Below are 18571 nucleotides of genomic sequence, written 5' to 3'. Positions count from 1 at the left end.
GATTATTATCTTTATTTTTTTCGCCAGCGATTTCTTCGTCCCAGTTTAACTTGGGATTCAGATTGAGAAGTCGGCGCCGGTGTAGAACGAGGAAGGTACTGCTCTTCAGAAGAGAAGTAACGCCCTTGCCCACCGTGAACACCCAACTCATTAAGCGTGTTCAACTCGTGCTTATTCTCAATACCCACTGCTATTATTTTTGTTTTGCTGTTTGCGGCCGCACCCAACATACTGCGAACAAACAACTGGTTTTCATGTCTCTGATCGATCTTTGTTACCAAGCTGCGATGAAGCTTGAGATAACGAATGTCTACTTCTTTTAAGTAATGCGTGCTGACAATGGTACGTCCGGCCTGCCCAATCATTACGTAGCATTCTAAACCGGACAGCATTTTAGCGACTGGTCGCATAAAGTCTAAGTGTCTTACAAATTGTGCTTCCACAAACTCAAAAATGAGACACTTTCTTTGCTCCCGTGACAATTGTAAGAGTTCATCACGGAACCACTTGAAATATTCTCGCTGCCCAAAAGGCACAACATGAAGATTAAGTACATATTGCTTAGAGCTATCAAAGTTGTGTTTAAAGTCTTTTAAGAATGTACCAATAACGGCGCGATCCATTTGCGCTTCATAGCCGACTTGACGAACGGCAGAAATAAAACGAGAAGCTTTAACAATGCCATTTTCCGGATCGCGAATCCGACATGTTAACTCTTCGTGCAATGGTTTTTTATGCGCCACATCACTTATTGAATAGGCTGATTGTGCGTAGAGTATCACATTTTCAGACGTGAGTGCTGTGTCAAATAGCGTACGCCATCTCACACTGCCTCGTGCTTCTTCATCATGATTCCACTTTTTAAAACGGCTCCAATTATTGTTGTTCTGCAATTGGGCACTACGCAATGCGGTTTCTGCTTCATCAATGATTTGGCTATGACGCTCTCCTTCTTTGTACATGGTGATTCCGATATGACACCAGTTATCAGAATCCAATGGATAAGGAGGATGGAGTTTTTCTAATTGACGAATACATTGAGACGCCAAGTTTGCGACATCTTTCGCTGCTTGGTGAGGTAAGAAAAGCGCAAAGTCAGCATCGTAGTAACGAGAAAATACGACATCGGGATAACGTTGAACTAAATTGGACAGTAAACTACCAATCTCAACGATAAATTCATCGCAAGTTTGTTTGTCCTGTTCTTCTTCTACAGATTTCCAATCTTGAACTCGTATCAGCATCACTGCACCACGAGCCCCACTTTCTAACAGCGCCGATTCAAGCTTACTATCAAACAAAACTCGGTTTGCTGTACCAGTTAACTTATCGAGGAAAGTTTGAGTACGAATAAAGGTATCAAAGCGACTGCGCTCTTGGCGGGCATCTTGCAGCTCTTCAATTAATACATCCAATGCTTCGCTTGCCGTGTATGGCCATTCTCGCTCATCACCTTTCGCGTATTGCTCAACCCGCCCAGCTAAGATCATACGACCGCGCTCTTCGAGCATTTCAGAGCCAGCAAGTTGTTCTTTGAGCCATGCAACACCACGCATCAAGCAGAAGATGATCAAGATGACCGCGAGCGTAATCGACCACAAAGCTTGCATTGAATAGCCGTAGCCTAAATAAGGAGGAATAGCCTTAAAGTAGATGACATAGTCTTGGTTGTGAGTGAGCTGAAACTCATGCTCAAACAACATGGAACTGTCTATCTTGTGGGAGGTGTCTTTGAAGCGGTATACGACGGCGTTATTCGTCGAGAGCGTCATCTCAACAATGTTACTTGCCTGTAGCATCTTTGGCATCCAACGCTGCATGGAATATGCTGCGTCAGGGTCTTCCATCTCTTTATCAACCACTTCAACGATCCCTTCCAAATAATGGTTGAGATACTCTTGCCCTAGTCGCTTAAAAGAGAGGGTGCCGCCGACAAACAAGATAAACATTGCGCAAATGACGATCATGGTGACAAAAGCCACCAGCCGCGTGCTTAGCTTAAGAGTTGGGGTATACCTCATGAATACCAAATTCCTTTTCTATTCATCATATACCTTGTTGAAATGTTTATACTTGATAAGCGTTCAGTAAACAATCGCATTCGTATGAATGTGAGAAGCTGAGGCGGAAAGAAACAAGGCATCATTCGATATTTGAGAGTTGCTGCCTTTTTGTGGCGATACGGAAATAATGTGAACCACAATGACAGAACATAACGGGAATAAAAAAGCCGCGAAATTCGCGGCCTTTTAAATTCAATATCAATTAGATTTTAGAACGGGATATCGTCGTCAAAATCCATTGGCGGCTCGTTATATTGCGGCTGTTGTTGCTGCGGAGCCTGTTGTTGCTGTTGCTGAGGAGCGTTGTATTGCTGCTGTTGAGCCGGTTGTTGAGGTTGACCCCAGCCGCCTTGTTGCTGCTGTTGTTGACCGCCACCCATTGGAGCGCCACCTTGAGCACGACCGCCAAGCATTTGCATTACGCCATTGAAGCCTTGAACAACCACTTCTGTTGAGTAGCGATCTTGACCACTTTGGTCTTGCCATTTACGAGTTTGAAGTTGACCTTCAACGTAAACTTGAGAACCTTTACGTAGGTACTCACCCGCTACTTCAGCAAGCTTGCCGAATAACACAACACGGTGCCATTCTGTTTTTTCGCGCTGTTCGCCAGTCGCTTTATCACGCCATGACTCAGAAGTTGCAATCGTGATGTTTGCTACTGCACCGCCATTAGGCATGTAACGAATTTCAGGGTCGTTACCTAGATTCCCCACCAAAATAACTTTGTTAATTCCACGGCTGGCCATGATGTGCTCCGTTTCACTCTGGATCTATATATAAAATTTTAGCGCATAAGAATACACGCTTTGGTGTTTTGATTAAAGCCTAATCCCATTGTGTTCTGAGATTAGAAATTGTGGAATCAAAATCTCACTCCAACCTCTAGGCGTAGCATTTTTGATTCGTTTTGCAGATATCGTTTCGCGAACCTTTGAATCTCAACGCATTTCCTCTCTAACGCTATAGCTCCAAATTGTGATTGATGACACCGTATTTGCGTTTTTGACCTCATGGAACTTCACTCAAGGAGATTAGGGCGCGTGAAAAAATCAGCTTATGCGAGAAAATTGTTTTTGATCAGTATGGAAGACGACGCAGAGAAAAAAGTCGAAGCGCTCGTGAAATACACTGATATTGATATCCCTGTCATCTCCACACAAGCACTGATGGAAGCCAATCCAAAGCATCGCAATAAAATCCTGTTGATTGACTTTAGTGAACATAAAACACTCGTACAATCGATCAAAAACTTGCCTTTAATTTGGAAGAATTTTGAAACGGTCATATTCAATGTTCCTAAACGCTTAACCACCGATGAGTTGTTGTCTTTTGGGCAACTAAAAGGCGTATTTTATCAGGAAGACTCTCTAGAGCAGGTAGGTGAAGGCTTGAGAGAAATCGTGAATGGTCAGAACTGGTTGCCAAGAAATGTCACTAGTCAATTGCTTCACTATTATCGCAATGTCCTCAGCACGCACACCGCCCCAGCAACCGTGGACTTAACCATCCGTGAGTTGCAAGTTTTACGTTGTCTTCAGGCAGGAGCATCTAACAATCAAATGGCAGAAGAATTGTTCGTCAGTGAATTCACCATTAAATCTCACCTTTATCAGATATTCAAAAAGCTCTCCGTAAAGAATCGCGTTCAAGCTATCGCTTGGGCAGACCAAAACCTGTTGTCATAAATCAGATGAACAACACAATTTCGCTCATACAGTGATGGCTCATGCTTATTTAGGCTCAAATTGACGTACTTTTTCCTACTTAATTCATGATTCATATGCATCTCTCGTGTTAAAGTGATGCCCAGATTCTTGATTAAAAAATGAGAAAGGATATTCCCCCAATGATTAAAAAATGTCTGTTCCCTGCAGCTGGCTATGGTACGCGCTTCCTCCCAGCGACTAAGTCTATGCCCAAAGAAATGATGCCTGTAGTGAACAAGCCACTGATTGAGTACGGTGTAGAAGAAGCCATCCAAGCTGGCATGAATGGCATGTGCATCGTAACAGGTCGTGGTAAGCACTCAATCATGGACCACTTCGATAAAAACTACGAACTGGAACACCAAATCAGCGGAACAAACAAAGAAGAACTATTGGTTGATATCCGTGAAATCATTGACTCTGCAAACTTCACTTACATCCGCCAGCGTGAGATGAAAGGTCTAGGTCACGCAATCCTTACCGGTCGCGAATTGGTCGGTGATGAACCATTTGCAGTAGTACTTGCCGATGACCTTTGTGTGAACGAGCAGGAAGGCGTGTTGGCTCAAATGGTAGCGCTATTCAAGCAGTTCCGTTGTTCAATCGTTGCTGTTCAGGAAGTACCAGAAGAAGAAACTCATAAATACGGCGTAATCTCTGGTGAGATGATCAAAGATGACATCTACCGCGTAGACGACATGGTTGAGAAACCAGAACAAGGCACTGCACCAAGTAATCTAGCGATCATCGGTCGTTACATCCTGACTCCAGACATTTTCGAACTGATCGAAAACACGGAACCGGGTAAAGGCGGCGAAATCCAAATCACTGACGCACTGCTTAAGCAAGCAAAAGCAGGTTGTGTATTGGCGTACAAATTTAAAGGTCAACGTTTCGACTGTGGTAGCGTAGAAGGTTACATCGAAGCCACAAACTACTGCTTCGAAAACCTATACCTAAAAGACGAAAAGAAGTCTGAGCTAGGTAAACACGCAACGAAGAAAGAAGTGTAAATAACTCAAACTTACTGATTCTAAAGCCCAGCTTAATGCTGGGCTTTCTTTTACTGTTTTTTTGTCCAGTATTTTCTTTGCACATTTCTCACACTATGTAATACTTGCGTCACTTGGTTATACATAGAGCAAAAACGATGGATAAAATAGAAGTTCGTGGTGCCCGCACCCATAACCTCAAAGACATCAACCTCACTATCCCCCGCGATAAACTGATTGTCATTACTGGTTTGAGTGGTTCTGGTAAATCCTCTCTCGCATTCGATACTTTGTATGCTGAAGGTCAAAGACGTTACGTCGAATCCTTATCAGCTTACGCACGCCAGTTTTTGTCTCTTATGGAAAAACCAGATGTTGACCACATAGAAGGTTTGTCTCCTGCAATCTCGATTGAGCAGAAATCAACATCACATAACCCACGCTCTACTGTTGGTACTATTACTGAGGTGTACGACTACCTGCGTCTACTTTACGCACGCGTTGGTGAACCTCGTTGTCCAACACACCATACGCCTCTAGCAGCACAAACCATCAGCCAAATGGTCGATAAAGTCTTAGAGTTGCCAGAAGGCAGCAAAATGATGCTACTTGCTCCTATCGTGAAAGAGCGTAAAGGTGAGCACGTTAAGACACTGGAAAACCTAGCAGCTCAAGGTTTCATCCGCGCACGTATCGATGGTGAAACTTGCGATCTTTCTGATCCACCGCCGCTAGAACTGCACAAGAAACACACTATTGAAGTAGTTGTGGACCGCTTTAAAGTTCGCCCAGATTTGCAGCAACGTTTAGCTGAATCCTTCGAAACCACGCTAGAGCTTTCTGGTGGTATTGCGGTTGTGGCACCAATGGACGGCGAAGGCGAAGAAGTGATCTTCTCAGCCAACTTTGCTTGTCCAATTTGTGGCTACAGCATGCAAGAACTTGAGCCTCGCTTGTTCTCGTTCAACAACCCTGCAGGCGCGTGTGGCACTTGTGATGGTTTAGGCGTGCAGCAATACTTTGATCCAAGCCGAGTCATTCAAGATGAAACGCTGAGTTTGGCACAAGGTGCGATTCGCGGTTGGGATCAAAAGAACTACTATTACTTCCAGATGTTGACAGCGCTGGCGGATCATTACGGCTTCGATCTTCACGCACCATTTAACTCTCTACCAAAGAAAACCCAAGACATCATTCTTAAAGGATCGGGGCGTACTGAAGTAGAGTTCAAGTACATTAACGATCGTGGTGACATTCGCGTTAAGCGCCATCCTTTTGAAGGGATCCTGAATACACTTGAACGCCGTTACCGCGACACTGAATCTAACTCGGTACGTGAAGAGCTTGCGAAATACATATCTACTAAGTCTTGTTCAAGCTGTGGCGGTACTCGTCTGCGCCTTGAAGCTCGTAACGTCTTTATTGCTGATACGACACTACCAGAGATTGTTGAACTCAGCATCGCCGACGCATTGGAATTCTTCCACACTTTGAAGCTCGAAGGTCAACGCGCCCAAATCGCTGAAAAAGTGATGAAGGAAATCAACGACCGCTTGCAGTTCTTAGTTAACGTGGGTTTGAACTACCTCAACTTATCGCGCAGCGCGGAAACCCTATCGGGTGGCGAAGCTCAACGTATTCGTTTAGCAAGCCAAATTGGTGCTGGTTTAGTGGGCGTCATGTATGTTCTAGATGAGCCATCGATTGGTCTCCACCAGCGTGATAACGAACGCCTATTGAAAACCCTAACCCACTTAAGAGATTTGGGTAACACAGTATTAGTGGTTGAGCACGATGAAGATGCGATTCGTTGCGCTGATCACGTGATCGATATCGGTCCAGGCGCAGGTGTACACGGTGGTAACGTGGTCGCTGAAGGTACGATGGACGAGATTATCGCCAATCCGAACTCACTGACTGGTCAGTACCTCAGTGGCGCGAAAGAGATTGCGGTACCAAAAGAGCGTACGCCACGCGATCCAAAGAAAACCGTTGAACTACTTGGTGCAACAGGTAATAACTTAAAGAATGTCGATCTTTCCGTTCCTGTTGGCTTGTTCAGTTGTATCACCGGTGTATCCGGTTCAGGTAAGTCGACTCTGATCAACGATACCTTCTTTAAGATTGCCCATACTCAATTAAACGGTGCAACAACGGCGCACCCTTCACCATACAAAGCGATCAAAGGTTTAGAGCACTTCGATAAAGTTATCGACATTGACCAAAGCCCTATCGGTCGCACACCACGTTCAAACCCTGCCACTTACACAGGCATATTTACTCCGATTCGTGAACTGTTTGCGGGTACACAAGAGTCGCGCTCTCGCGGGTACAAACCGGGGCGCTTTAGCTTTAACGTTCGTGGTGGTCGCTGTGAAGCCTGTCAGGGCGACGGCGTAATCAAGGTGGAAATGCACTTCTTACCTGACGTTTACGTTCCTTGTGATGTGTGTAAAGGTAAACGCTACAACCGCGAAACACTTGAGGTTCGTTACAAAGGCAAGACCATTGATGAAGTACTAGAAATGACGGTAGAAGATGCACGTACTTTCTTCGACCCAGTGCCAGCGATTGCTCGTAAGCTGCAAACGCTAATGGATGTTGGTTTGTCTTACATTCGCTTAGGTCAAGCAGCAACTACGTTGTCAGGTGGTGAAGCTCAGCGTGTGAAACTGGCTCGAGAGCTGTCTAAGCGTGATACTGGTAAAACCTTATACATTTTGGATGAGCCGACAACCGGTCTGCACTTCCACGATATCCAGCAGCTACTAACTGTACTGCACCGTCTGCGAGACCACGGAAATACCGTTGTCGTCATTGAACATAACCTCGATGTAATTAAGACGGCAGACTGGATTATCGACTTAGGTCCCGAAGGCGGACAAGGCGGCGGTGAGATCATCGCACAAGGAACGCCTGAAGATGTGTCTCAGATCGAAGGTTCGCACACAGCTCGCTTCCTTAAGCCTATGTTGAAGTAGAAAAAACAGGTAAAGTACAAAGACCAGCCAATGCTGGTCTTTTTTCATTCAAAACAACACAATAACTATGGCAACTATACACGTCAGTGGAACTAAGCTTTCTCCAGGGAAAGTCCAAGTTCCTCTTAACCGCAAGTTTCTCATCGCGTTAGCAGCACTCTTTCTGCTGGCGATGCACTTCTTCATGCCTAATCCGGGTGGCTCTGGACTAGCACTGTCTTTTAATGCGACCACGTGGATTGCGTTCAGCTTTGCACTTGGTATTGGCTGCTACCAGCTTGCGACCAATCGTGTATTACGCTATTCCAAATTAACAATCGGTCTGTTGATCAGCTGTATCATCATGACGCTACCTATCTTCTACCCCAATGCGGATAGTGCGCTCGCAGCAAATAAACTGATTGGTCTGTGGTGCGGCATGTTGTTCTTCGTTGTACTGCAGCAGTTCCACTTCAGTAACAAGCATCGCCAGCGCTTGTTGTGGTTTATTGTCCTTGCCGTTGTTATCGAAGCGATTTTCGGTTTAACGCAATATCTTTACCTTAAACCAGGAAACGTATTTGGATACGACACGATAGCTAACCGCCCTTATGGCATCTTCCAGCAACCAAATGTCATGGCGAGCTTCCTTGCAACTGGTTTAGTGATTGCCAGCTATCTACTCGCCAGACAGCCTTACAAATATTCTCGTAAACTCAGCGATATTTACCTGTTGTACGCCGTACCTGTACTGACACTGCCTCTTATCGTTGCCCTTGCCTCTCGTACTGGTTGGCTAGCATCCATCATTGCTATTTTGCTGGTGATTCCATACATGTATCGCTTTGCAACGCGTGCACGTTTTGTTCGATGGGTGATGGCGATGGCAACAGGTCTCGCGCTGTCGATTGTGGTGATGAATATTGCCTTCCCAGATGGAAACGGTCTTGCCAGTGAAAAGGTGAATATGGAGTCACCACGTGCTTACACCTTCCCGCAAACATTGGACATGGTGATTGAGAAGCCATTCACTGGGTACGGTTACGGCAAGTTTGAGTCAGAATACATGCTATACACAGCGCGTCAGCATGCACTCAATGAAAGCTATCCTGCGGGCTTGCCATCGATGGACCACCCGCACAATGAATTGTTGTACTGGGCGGTAGAAGGCGGATTGTTGCCAATTCTGGGGATCTTTTTGGCAATGGCGTTAGTGCTATATCGCATCTACCAAGCCAAACGCGGTACTCGCTTAGCACTGCTGGCACTGTTTATTCCAATCGTGCTGCACTCGCAATTAGAATATCCCTTCTATCATTCATTGGTGCATTGGCTGATCTTTGTGATTCTGCTTTATTGGGTCGACCAACGAGTTTCTCGTTACCGCCAAGCACCGTTTAGCAAAGTAACCAAAAGTTTATTGCGAGTATGTAGCCTCGTCATTCCAGCAGTATTTACTTTCTATATGGTTAGCGCATTGCACACCAACTATGTCTTAACCAAGTTTGAAACAACGCGCCCGACCAACCCGGACATCTTGAATCAGGTGACAAATCCTGTGGTTTGGAAAGATCGTTTCGATTGGGATGTATACAGTACTTTCTTAAACATCGGCTTATATAAACAAGATCCAACCTTGATTCAGCCTTACATTGATTGGTCTCTGGAAATCATTAAAGACAAGCCACGCCCAGCGTTTTACAACAACTTGATACTGGCATATCAAGGGTTGGATGACACAAGCAAGGCAGAACAAATTCGTGCAGAGGCACAGTTCTTGTTCCCTAAAATTGATTTCAGTGGCGTCAACTATCAGCCACCTTCTCAAGCTATCTCAGCCTCACCAACACCAACGTCCAGCGCTGAGCAATAAACACAAAAAAGCGAAGGAATAACCTTCGCTTTTCTTTACCTCATTTACCAAGGCAGATTATTCAGTCAGTGACTCTTCTAAAGCTCGCAAACACAAAGCAACATTTTCAGGTCGAGCACCATAGCCCATCAGTCCAATTCGCCATGCTTTACCAGCAAGTGCACCAAGACCTGCACCAATCTCTAGGTTGTAGGTTTCAAGTAAGTGATTGCGCACTTTTGCTTCATCAATTCCTTCAGGGACATAAATCGCATTCAATTGCGGTAGTCGATATTCTTCTTCTACCACGAATTCAAAACCTAGTTTTTGCAGACCCGCTTTAAGCTTCTCATGCATTAACTGGTGACGCGCCCATGCATTTTCTAAGCCTTCATTTTTAAGGATAAGTAGAGCTTCATGTAGCGCATACAAACTATTCACCGGCGCAGTGTGGTGATAGCTGCGTTTGCCTTCTCCACTCCAGTAACCTAATACTAAGCTTTGATCCAAGAACCAGCTTTGAACCGGTGTCGTCCTGGATTGAATCTTCTCAATAGCAGCCGGAGAAAGAGTCACTGGCGATAAGCCGGGAACACAAGACAAACATTTTTGGCTGCCAGAATACACAGCATCTAACTGCCATTCATCGACTTTGAGAGGTACACCACCAAGCGAAGTCACAGCATCGACAATCGATAGCAAACCGTATTGCTTCGCAAGCTTACCCAAGACTTGAGCGTCACTCACCGCGCCCGTCGACGTTTCTGCATGAACAAAAGCAAGAATCTTAGCATCAGGGTGCTGCTTTAACGCTTCTTCAACTTTATCGACCGATACAGGCGTTCCCCACTCATCATCGACGACAACCGCTTCCCCACCAGCACGAACCACGTTTTCACGCATACGCTCACCGAAAACACCATTGCGGCAGACGATGACTTTGTCGCCCTTTTCAATCAAGTTGACAAAGCACGTTTCCATACCTGCACTACCCGGCGCAGAGACTGCGATAGTAAATTCATTTTCCGTTTGGAAAGCGTATTTAAGCAGTTGTTTTAGTTCATCCATCATAGCAATGAAAAGTGGGTCTAGGTGACCAACCGTTGGACGGCTAAGCGCTTGTAAAACCTGAGGTGAAATATCAGATGGACCAGGTCCCATTAAAATACGATGTGGGGGAATAAAGCTTTGGATCGGCATGTCAGCTCCTTGATTGCAGTCATTCATCCTGAGCGTTATAAAAGTTCTATTCAAAAGATTGGCTCAGGTATTGAAGTTTTCACCCTAATAGATTTTTCCTCTATCGGCAATTAGCCCTAAGTATAGAGGTCAAACCACTGTCACAAATTCGTTAATAAAAACTTTCATTCTGGTTGAGATATTGGTTGACAATGTGACAGTAAAACCGTTCAATGTTTAAGCTTTATGCAGAAGAGGAGCACTGCCCAGGCAGGTGATTTGTGGAGCCGCAATTCCAATACCAATCACTCAGGGGGAGTAGTGCCGAGGTAAGTCAAAGTTGCAGGATTTGACTTGTCGGTTGACTTGGGTTGAATCCCATCAACTGTCATCAGCGCCGTATGATGAAGAGCTTCTGAGGGTAAATTTTCAAATTACATTCTAACTACCTCTCTATTTGCTCTGTTCCTTTCCTCACCAAACATTGGATGTATTAGGCAACCTATTAATTGTTGTAATTTTTTCAGGAAGTCGTGGGAGAACGCAGTGAGCGCATTTAACGTAGCAAAATTCGGTGGAACCAGTGTTGCCAACTTTGAGGCAATGAGCCGTTGCTCCACTATTATAGAAAACAACCCAAATACTCGCCTTGTGGTTAGCAGCGCTTGCTCAGGTGTCACTAACCTATTGGTTGAACTGGCAAATGGTGTTCAAGACCAAGAACATCGTGCGGAAGTACTTCAGAAACTAGCAGGCATCCACGAATCGATTCTGTCGCAACTTGAGGACGCAACCGAAGCTGCGGCAGAGGTATATTCGATTCTTGATACCGTCACCAGCTTGGCAGAGGCCGCTTCAATCCAAGCAAGCACCAAACTGACAGACCATTTAGTCGCTTGTGGTGAATTAATGTCGACTCATATCCTTGCACAACTAATGCGTGAGCGTGGTGTGAACGCAGTTCGTTTTGATATTCGCGACGTGCTAAAAACCGATGGTAATTTTGGTCGAGCTGAACCTAATGTCGAGACAATTTCGCAGCTAGCACAAGAAAAGTTAGTACCACTTTGCCAAGAATATGTGGTTATCACCCAAGGTTTTATTGGCTCAGATGAAGAAGGTAATACCACCACGCTTGGTCGTGGCGGCAGTGACTACAGTGCAGCACTCATTGCAGAAGGTGTGAAAGCAGCAGGTCTAGAGATTTGGACCGACGTACCGGGCATCTATACCACAGACCCACGTATCGCCTCAAAAGCAGCGCCAATCCCAGAGATCAGCTTTAGCGAAGCATCAGAGATGGCAAACTTCGGCGCAAAAATTCTACACCCTTCAACGCTAGTTCCGGCACTTCGTCACGACATCCCTGTATTCGTAGGCTCGTCTAAAGAACCGGAAAAAGGTGGTACATGGATCCGCCACCAAGTAGAGAGCTCACCTTTATTCCGAGCACTTGCTCTGCGCTGCAACCAAACCATGGTGACATTACGCAGTGCTAACATGTTCCACGCATACGGCTTCTTAGCCAAAGTATTTGAGATCCTAGCGAAGCACAAAATCTCTGTAGATCTGATCACCACATCTGAAATCAGTGTGTCACTCACTCTTGACCAAACAGACACGTCTGGCGGTGCTCCTCAGTTACCACAAGCCGCGCGTGAAGAGCTTGAAGAGCTATGTAAAGTAGAAGTAGAACACGACCTATGTCTCGTCGCTCTGATTGGTAACAACATGAGTGAAAGCAAAGGCTACGCGAAGCAAGTATTTGGCACGCTAGAAGACTTCAACCTACGTATGATCTGTTACGGAGCAAGTCCACATAACCTGTGCTTCCTTGTTCACGAGTCGGTATCTCGCCAAGCGATTCAAAAACTGCATACTGAATTGTTCGAGCAATAAAAACTCTTTCATCCACTAATAAGCAAGGGCTGCACATAGCAGCCCTTTTCGTTTCGATCTGGTTTGGTTAACCGTTAATGTTGGGACCTAACCATTTTTCCGCTTCGATCCTATCCCAGCCTTTGCGATCAGCATAGCTTTGCAGCTGATCCTCTTGGATCTGAGCGATCGCAAAGTAACGAGAGTCAGGGTGCGAGAAGTACCAACCCGAAACGGATGCACCTGGGTACATCGCATAGCTCGATGTCAGTGACATTCCAATGTTTTCTTCAACATTCATAAGCTCCCAAAGCGGTCCTTTCTCAGTATGCTCTGGACATGCTGGGTAGCCAGGAGCAGGACGAATACCTTGGTATTTCTCACGAATCAGGTCTTCATTCGACAGAGCTTCATCCGCAGCGTAACCCCAAATCTCTTTACGCACACGCTCATGTAGATACTCAGCAAATGCTTCCGCCAGACGGTCCGCTACCGCTTGAATCATGATGGCATTGTAATCATCACCTTGCGCTTTGTATTCGTCGGCAAGTTCACGCTCACCGATACCACCAGTTACTGCAAAAGCACCAACCCAATCGCGCTTACCAGACTCTTTCGGTGCAACATAATCAGACAGACAGTAGTTGAAGCCTTTTGGTTTCTCCGTTTGCTGACGCAAGTTATGCAGCACTTTCGCCACTTCTGTACGCGATTCATCGATGTAGACTTCGATATCATCCCCCACGCTTGCAGCAGGGAACAGCCCACACATACCGCGCGCTTTGAGTAACCCTTCACGCTCAACACGATCTAATAGTTCGTTAGCATCTTTGTACAGGCGCAGCGCCTCTTCGCCCACTTCTTCATGGTCAAAGATTGTTGGGTACTTACCGACTAACGACCAAGTCATAAAGAAAGGTGTCCAGTCGATGTACTTACGCAAAGTAGACACTTCAAAGTCATCAAAGATATGGATGCCCGGCTTCACCGGAGCAGGAGGCGTATACTTATCCCAATCAATCGCGACTTTGTTCGCTCTTGCTTCTTCTAAAGTAACAGGCTTAGTGCGCGGCTTCTTACGGTTATGCTGATCACGTACGCGTTCATAATCCACGTCAAGTTTCTCAACAAAGCCAGGACGAAGTTCGTCTGAAAGTAATGATGTACATACACCAACCGCACGAGAAGCGTTATTGACGTAAACCACTGGATGTTTGTAGTTTTGCTCAATCTTTACCGCCGTATGCGCTTTGGATGTTGTCGCACCACCAATCAGAAGCGGAAGATCAAAGTCAAGACGCTCCATTTCTTTGGCTACATGCACCATTTCATCGAGGGACGGAGTAATCAAACCAGAAAGACCAATAATGTCGACGTTTTCTTCTTTGGCTACCTTGAGGATCTTCTCACATGGCACCATTACGCCAAGATCGATGATCTCGTAGTTGTTACATTGCAGAACCACGCCAACAATGTTTTTACCGATATCGTGCACGTCACCTTTTACCGTAGCCAGTAAGATCTTACCGTTGGAAGAACCGGCTTGCTTCTCTTTATTAATGAAAGGCTCTAAGTGCGCTACCGCCTGCTTCATAACACGCGCTGATTTCACTACCTGCGGAAGGAACATCTTACCTTCACCAAATAAGTCACCAACCACGTTCATGCCGTCCATCAATGGACCTTCGATTACTTCCAGTGGTTTGGATGCATTAAGGCGAGCTTCTTCGGTATCTTCAACGATGAATTCAGTAATGCCTTTAACCAACGCATGCTCTAGACGTTTTTCTACCGCCCAAGTACGCCACTCTAGTGCAGAAGCATCTTCTTCTTTGCCGACACCCTTTCCGGCGTATTCTGCCGCGATATCAAGTAGTCGCTCGGTCGAATCATCACGGCGGTTAAGAACCACATCTTCTACTGCTTCACGTAACTTATCAGGAACGTTATCGTAAATTTCTAACTGACCCGCGTTCACGATGCCCATGTCCATACCGTTTTTAAAACAGTGGTATAGGAACACCGCATGAATCGCTTCACGAACGTAGTTATTACCGCGGAATGAGAAGGAAACGTTAGACACACCACCGGAGATCATCGCGTGAGGCAAGTCACGCTTGATGTCAGCAACCGCTTCGATGAAATCCACGGCGTAGTTGTTGTGCTCTTCGATGCCCGTCGCAACCGCAAATATGTTCGGGTCAAAAATGATATCTTCTGGTGGGAAACCGACTTCATCAACCAAGATACGATAAGCGTTAGTACAGATTTCTAACTTACGTTCACGTGTTTCTGCCTGACCAACTTCGTCAAACGCCATAACGATAACTGCGGCACCGTATCGACGAATCAGTTTTGCTTGCTCAACAAACTTCTCTTTACCTTCTTTCAAAGAGATGGAGTTTACGATGCCCTTGCCCTGAATACACTTCAGACCCGCCTCGATCACCTCCCATTTAGAAGAGTCGACCATGATAGGCACTTTGGAGATCTCAGGCTCAGATGCGCATAGGTTTAGGAAGCGAACCATACACGCTTCTGCATCCAACATGCCTTCATCCATGTTGATGTCGATAATCTGAGCGCCGTTCTCAACTTGTTGTCGGGCGACCTCTAGCGCTTCATCATAGAGCTCTTCTTTGATCAAACGTTTAAATCGAGCAGAACCAGTAACGTTAGTACGCTCTCCTACGTTAATAAACAGCGTCTCTTTTTCAATAGTAAGAGGCTCAAGACCGGATAAACGACAAGCAACCGTAAGCTCAGGCAAATCACGAGGTTTCACACCTTCAACTGCCATTGCCATATGGCGAATATGCTCTGGCGTGGTACCACAACAACCACCAATTAGGTTGAGGAAACCACTCTCCGCCCACTCTTTAACGTGTTCCGCCATATCTTCTGGCGAAAGGTCATATTCACCAAATGCATTCGGTAGACCCGCATTTGGGTGAGTAGAAACAAAAGATTCCGAAATACGAGAAAGCTCTTCTACATACGGGCGCAGTTCGTCAGGACCAAGCGCACAGTTCAAACCAAATGAAATCGGGTTAACGTGACGAAGAGAGTTATAGAAGGCTTCCGTAGTTTGACCTGAGAGGGTGCGTCCAGAAGCATCAGTAATGGTACCGGAGATCATTACTGGCAACTCGATACCTAATTCTTCGAAGACGCTATCAACTGCGAAAGCACAAGCTTTAGCATTAAGTGTATCGAAAATAGTCTCGATCAGAATAAGATCAGAGCCACCTTTGATCAGAGCTCGAGTTGATTCTGAATAAGCTTCAACAAGCTCATCGAAGCTGACGTTACGATAGCCCGGATCGTTTACATCAGGGGATATAGAACAAGTACGGTTTGTTGGACCAAGCACACCCGCGACATAACGTGGGCGCTCTGGCGTTTTTGCCGTCCACTCATCAGCAGCTTCACGAGCAAGCTTTGCAGCTGCGAAGTTGATTTCCTCACTCAGGCTTTCCATTTCATAGTCAGCCATCGCGATCGTCGTCGCGTTAAAGGTGTTGGTCTCAAGAATATCAGCGCCTGCTTCTAAGTAAGCGCTGTGAATTTCCTTAATCAATTGAGGCTGAGTGAGCACCAACAAATCGTTGTTGCCTTTTAGATCACAATGCCAATCCGCAAAGCGCTCTCCTCGATAGTCTTGCTCTTCAAGTTTATATCCCTGAATCATGGTGCCCATACCACCATCGATCAGCAAGATACGTTGCTTTAATTGAGCTTCAATCTGTTGTCTTACATTACTTCCCACAGTACAGCCTCATTCCTTTAGTTATCTCTCCATCCTATCACACAAATTAAAGGAGTCTAGACGTCTAAAATACGAATTACTGATTATTTTGTCTCCGTCGAGTTACAAAATAATCTCGAAAAAATGTTTGCTATTTAGTCAACATCGTCCGAGAATTCCATTCATAAAATGTTACAAATAGAGAGCTCTATGTCGGTCTATCATACTTTATGTTTTCTATCTGCAGCGGCAATGGTTATTGCCTTTGTAAACAGTAAGATAGGAAAGATGCAAACCACCATCGCAATCACTGCCGGTTCGATGATTCTTTCACTCCTCATTCTAATCGCAGGTCAAAATGATTGGTTTCATCTCACCGAGATAGCGACCGAAACTGTTACCAGCATTAACTTCGAGGACTTTCTTCTTAAAGGTATCCTCGGATTCCTACTTTTTGCCGGTGGTTTGGGTATCAAACTCCCTAACCTCAAAGATCAAAAATGGGAAATCACCGTACTCGCTTTAGGTGCAACACTCTTCTCAACCTTCTTTATCGGTTTTGTACTTTACGGCTTCTGCCAAGTTATCGGCATTCAATTCGACCTCATCTACTGTCTGCTCTTCGGTGCGCTTATCTCCCCAACCGACCCGATTGCAGTACTCGCCATTGTTAAAAAGCTTAATGCACCAAAACGAATCTCTACACAGATCGAAGGTGAATCTCTGTTTAACGACGGCTTTGGTCTGGTAATTTTCGTAACACTATTCACCATCGCCTTCGGTACTGAAGCTCCTACCGTTGGCAGTGTGACACTTCTATTCATTCAAGAAGCGATTGGTGGCATCGTTTACGGCTTCGTACTAGGTTTAATTTTCCATTACCTAATCAGCGCAACTGATGACCACTCAATGGAACTACTACTTACTATAGGTGTACCAACCGCTGGTTACGCATTTGCAGAATACCTTCACGTATCTGGACCACTTGCGATGGTGGTATCGGGCATCATGATCGGTAACTGGACGCGCTTCATTGGCTTCTCTAAAGAGAGTGAAGATCATCTAGACCACTTTTGGGAATTGGTCGATGAGTTCTTAAATGGCGTGCTATTCCTTCTTATTGGTATGTCGATGCTGCTGTTCGAATTCCACAAAGAAGACTGGATCATGATGGCAATTTCAGTACCACTAGTACTGGCTGCTCGCTATCTAAGCGTGTTCATTTCTTACATCGGATTTAAGCGCTATAGAAAATATAATCCTTGGTCTATTAAGATCTTAACTTGGGGTGGCTTGCGCGGCGGCCTCGCTCTAGCTATGGCACTATCAATCCCATCGGGTATCTTAGTTATTCCAGAGAAATTGATTGATGTGAAAGAGATCATCATGGTGATGACCTACTCGGTGGTTGTGTTCTCAATCCTTATCCAAGGCTCAACCATTACACCAATGATTGAGAAAGCGAAACAAGCAGAGAAAAACATGGAAGCAGAAGTTTCATCGGAACCACAAGAAGCAAAAGCATCTCAAGAATAAGTACCACGATAATTCTTAGAATTAGGCAGCCAACTGGCTGCCTTTTTTATACTTTGTTCGCGACTAGACCTCTAGACAATACTCTATTCCCTAGCCCAGCACCTTTTATAGTTCGATCAACCAAATACAGCCAAAGTGGTAATGAATAGCTTCAACTTGAGAAAAATCTACAGGAATGCATAAAGATAGCTAGCAAAATCTATCAGATTCACTTTTGCAAACCTCGAGATCTTTACTAGCGAGGACAAGACGCTCTATGTGAGTGTGACGAAGTCCAAACATTAATGCTCAAGCAAATTTACGAGCCACTGAGCTCTAGTTGAAAAGTCAATGAGTATCTAAATACAAAAGTTGTTCTGTCGAACCACATCGTTGTGTGGTGTTTTTCTGAATAACAGTAATTAAGGTAGGGACGTCGGAAGAAATTGCAGGTTATCTGAAACTTTTGCGGGCTCGTTTTCTAGAAAGAGGGAATCGTACTCTAGAAATGACAAAACCCAGTCCGGAGACTAGGTTTCTAAATAAGTGGCGGAGCGGCTGGACTTGCACTCAATTGGACTCACACACGGGCGGAGTTCATACACCAATAGGTGAATTTGAATTGTCAGATACGAAAAAGCCCTAGCATTTCTGCTAGGGCTTTGTCTGAATAAG

10 protein-coding genes and 1 riboswitch are annotated in these 18571 nt (G+C 45.3%); of the genes, 6 read left to right on the top strand and 4 right to left on the bottom strand.

Annotation, left to right across the window (positions count from 1 at the left end; all coding sequences use genetic code 11):
* Positions 1 to 11: 11 nt before the first annotated feature.
* Positions 12 to 2021 carry an RNase E specificity factor CsrD gene (gene csrD, locus AACR11_RS11800; RefSeq protein WP_009698823.1) on the bottom strand — a complete coding sequence of 670 codons (2010 nt, stop codon included), beginning with the start codon at positions 2019 to 2021 and terminating at the stop codon, positions 12 to 14.
* A 251-nt stretch (positions 2022 to 2272) separates the two neighbouring features.
* Complete coding sequence (locus tag AACR11_RS11795) at positions 2273 to 2812, bottom strand: single-stranded DNA-binding protein (RefSeq protein ID WP_005444320.1); 540 nt, start codon at positions 2810 to 2812, stop codon at positions 2273 to 2275.
* A 294-nt stretch (positions 2813 to 3106) separates the two neighbouring features.
* Between AACR11_RS11795 and AACR11_RS11790 the strand changes: the two genes are divergently transcribed.
* The 4 genes from AACR11_RS11790 to AACR11_RS11775 all read left to right on the top strand — a co-directional run bounded on the left by AACR11_RS11790 (position 3107) and on the right by AACR11_RS11775 (position 9597).
* Entirely contained in the window at positions 3107 to 3751 is a 645-nt protein-coding gene (locus AACR11_RS11790; RefSeq protein ID WP_009698824.1) for a LuxR C-terminal-related transcriptional regulator, read from the top strand.
* A 161-nt stretch (positions 3752 to 3912) separates the two neighbouring features.
* Positions 3913 to 4785: a UTP--glucose-1-phosphate uridylyltransferase GalU gene (galU, locus tag AACR11_RS11785; RefSeq protein WP_005444317.1), complete on the top strand. Its 873-nt coding sequence runs from the start codon at positions 3913 to 3915 to the stop codon at positions 4783 to 4785.
* A 137-nt stretch (positions 4786 to 4922) separates the two neighbouring features.
* Entirely contained in the window at positions 4923 to 7745 is a 2823-nt protein-coding gene (gene uvrA / locus AACR11_RS11780; RefSeq protein ID WP_029789689.1) for an excinuclease ABC subunit UvrA, read from the top strand.
* A gap of 67 nt (positions 7746 to 7812) precedes the next feature.
* On the top strand, positions 7813 to 9597 hold the full coding sequence (locus AACR11_RS11775) for a PglL family O-oligosaccharyltransferase (protein WP_017187912.1): 1785 nt from the start codon (positions 7813 to 7815) through the stop codon (positions 9595 to 9597).
* A gap of 57 nt (positions 9598 to 9654) precedes the next feature.
* Here the strand turns inward: AACR11_RS11775 and AACR11_RS11770 are convergent, their stop codons facing one another.
* Complete coding sequence (locus AACR11_RS11770) at positions 9655 to 10776, bottom strand: pyridoxal-phosphate-dependent aminotransferase family protein (RefSeq protein WP_029789691.1); 1122 nt, start codon at positions 10774 to 10776, stop codon at positions 9655 to 9657.
* A gap of 223 nt (positions 10777 to 10999) precedes the next feature.
* A riboswitch (Lysine riboswitch) is annotated at positions 11000 to 11178 on the top strand.
* A gap of 123 nt (positions 11179 to 11301) precedes the next feature.
* On the opposite strand from AACR11_RS11770, the gene lysC reads away from it, so the two are divergent.
* Complete coding sequence (gene lysC / locus AACR11_RS11765) at positions 11302 to 12654, top strand: lysine-sensitive aspartokinase 3 (protein ID WP_029789692.1); 1353 nt, start codon at positions 11302 to 11304, stop codon at positions 12652 to 12654.
* Between the two features lie 67 nt (positions 12655 to 12721).
* Here lysC and metH read toward each other — a convergent pair whose 3' ends face one another.
* On the bottom strand, positions 12722 to 16402 hold the full coding sequence (gene metH, locus AACR11_RS11760; protein WP_029789693.1) for a methionine synthase: 3681 nt from the start codon (positions 16400 to 16402) through the stop codon (positions 12722 to 12724).
* 189 nt (positions 16403 to 16591) lie between these two features.
* Between metH and AACR11_RS11755 the strand changes: the two genes are divergently transcribed.
* The gene (locus AACR11_RS11755; protein ID WP_029789694.1) at positions 16592 to 17917 is read left to right on the top strand and encodes a cation:proton antiporter; all 1326 of its coding nucleotides are present in this window, start codon (positions 16592 to 16594) and stop codon (positions 17915 to 17917) included.
* Positions 17918 to 18571 lie beyond the last annotated feature (654 nt).

The organism is Vibrio sp. L85 (assembly GCF_963871815.1).
In the GTDB taxonomy this organism is placed as follows: Bacteria; Pseudomonadota; Gammaproteobacteria; order Enterobacterales; family Vibrionaceae; genus Vibrio; species Vibrio harveyi.
Note: the sequence above shows the minus strand (reverse complement) of the source record. Positions and strands in the feature narration are given on the sequence as shown.

What these genes read in the sequence shown, in the direction of transcription:
- AACR11_RS11770 (WP_029789691.1), bottom strand. Translation starts at nt 10,776, where the DNA reads ATGCCGATCCAAAGCTTTATTCCCCCACATCGTATTTTAATGGGACCT.
- AACR11_RS11795 (WP_005444320.1), bottom strand. Translation starts at nt 2,812, where the DNA reads ATGGCCAGCCGTGGAATTAACAAAGTTATTTTGGTGGGGAATCTAGGT.
- csrD (WP_009698823.1), bottom strand. Translation starts at nt 2,021, where the DNA reads ATGAGGTATACCCCAACTCTTAAGCTAAGCACGCGGCTGGTGGCTTTT.
- uvrA (WP_029789689.1), top strand. Translation starts at nt 4,923, where the DNA reads ATGGATAAAATAGAAGTTCGTGGTGCCCGCACCCATAACCTCAAAGAC.
- galU (WP_005444317.1), top strand. Translation starts at nt 3,913, where the DNA reads ATGATTAAAAAATGTCTGTTCCCTGCAGCTGGCTATGGTACGCGCTTC.
- AACR11_RS11755 (WP_029789694.1), top strand. Translation starts at nt 16,592, where the DNA reads ATGTCGGTCTATCATACTTTATGTTTTCTATCTGCAGCGGCAATGGTT.
- AACR11_RS11775 (WP_017187912.1), top strand. Translation starts at nt 7,813, where the DNA reads ATGGCAACTATACACGTCAGTGGAACTAAGCTTTCTCCAGGGAAAGTC.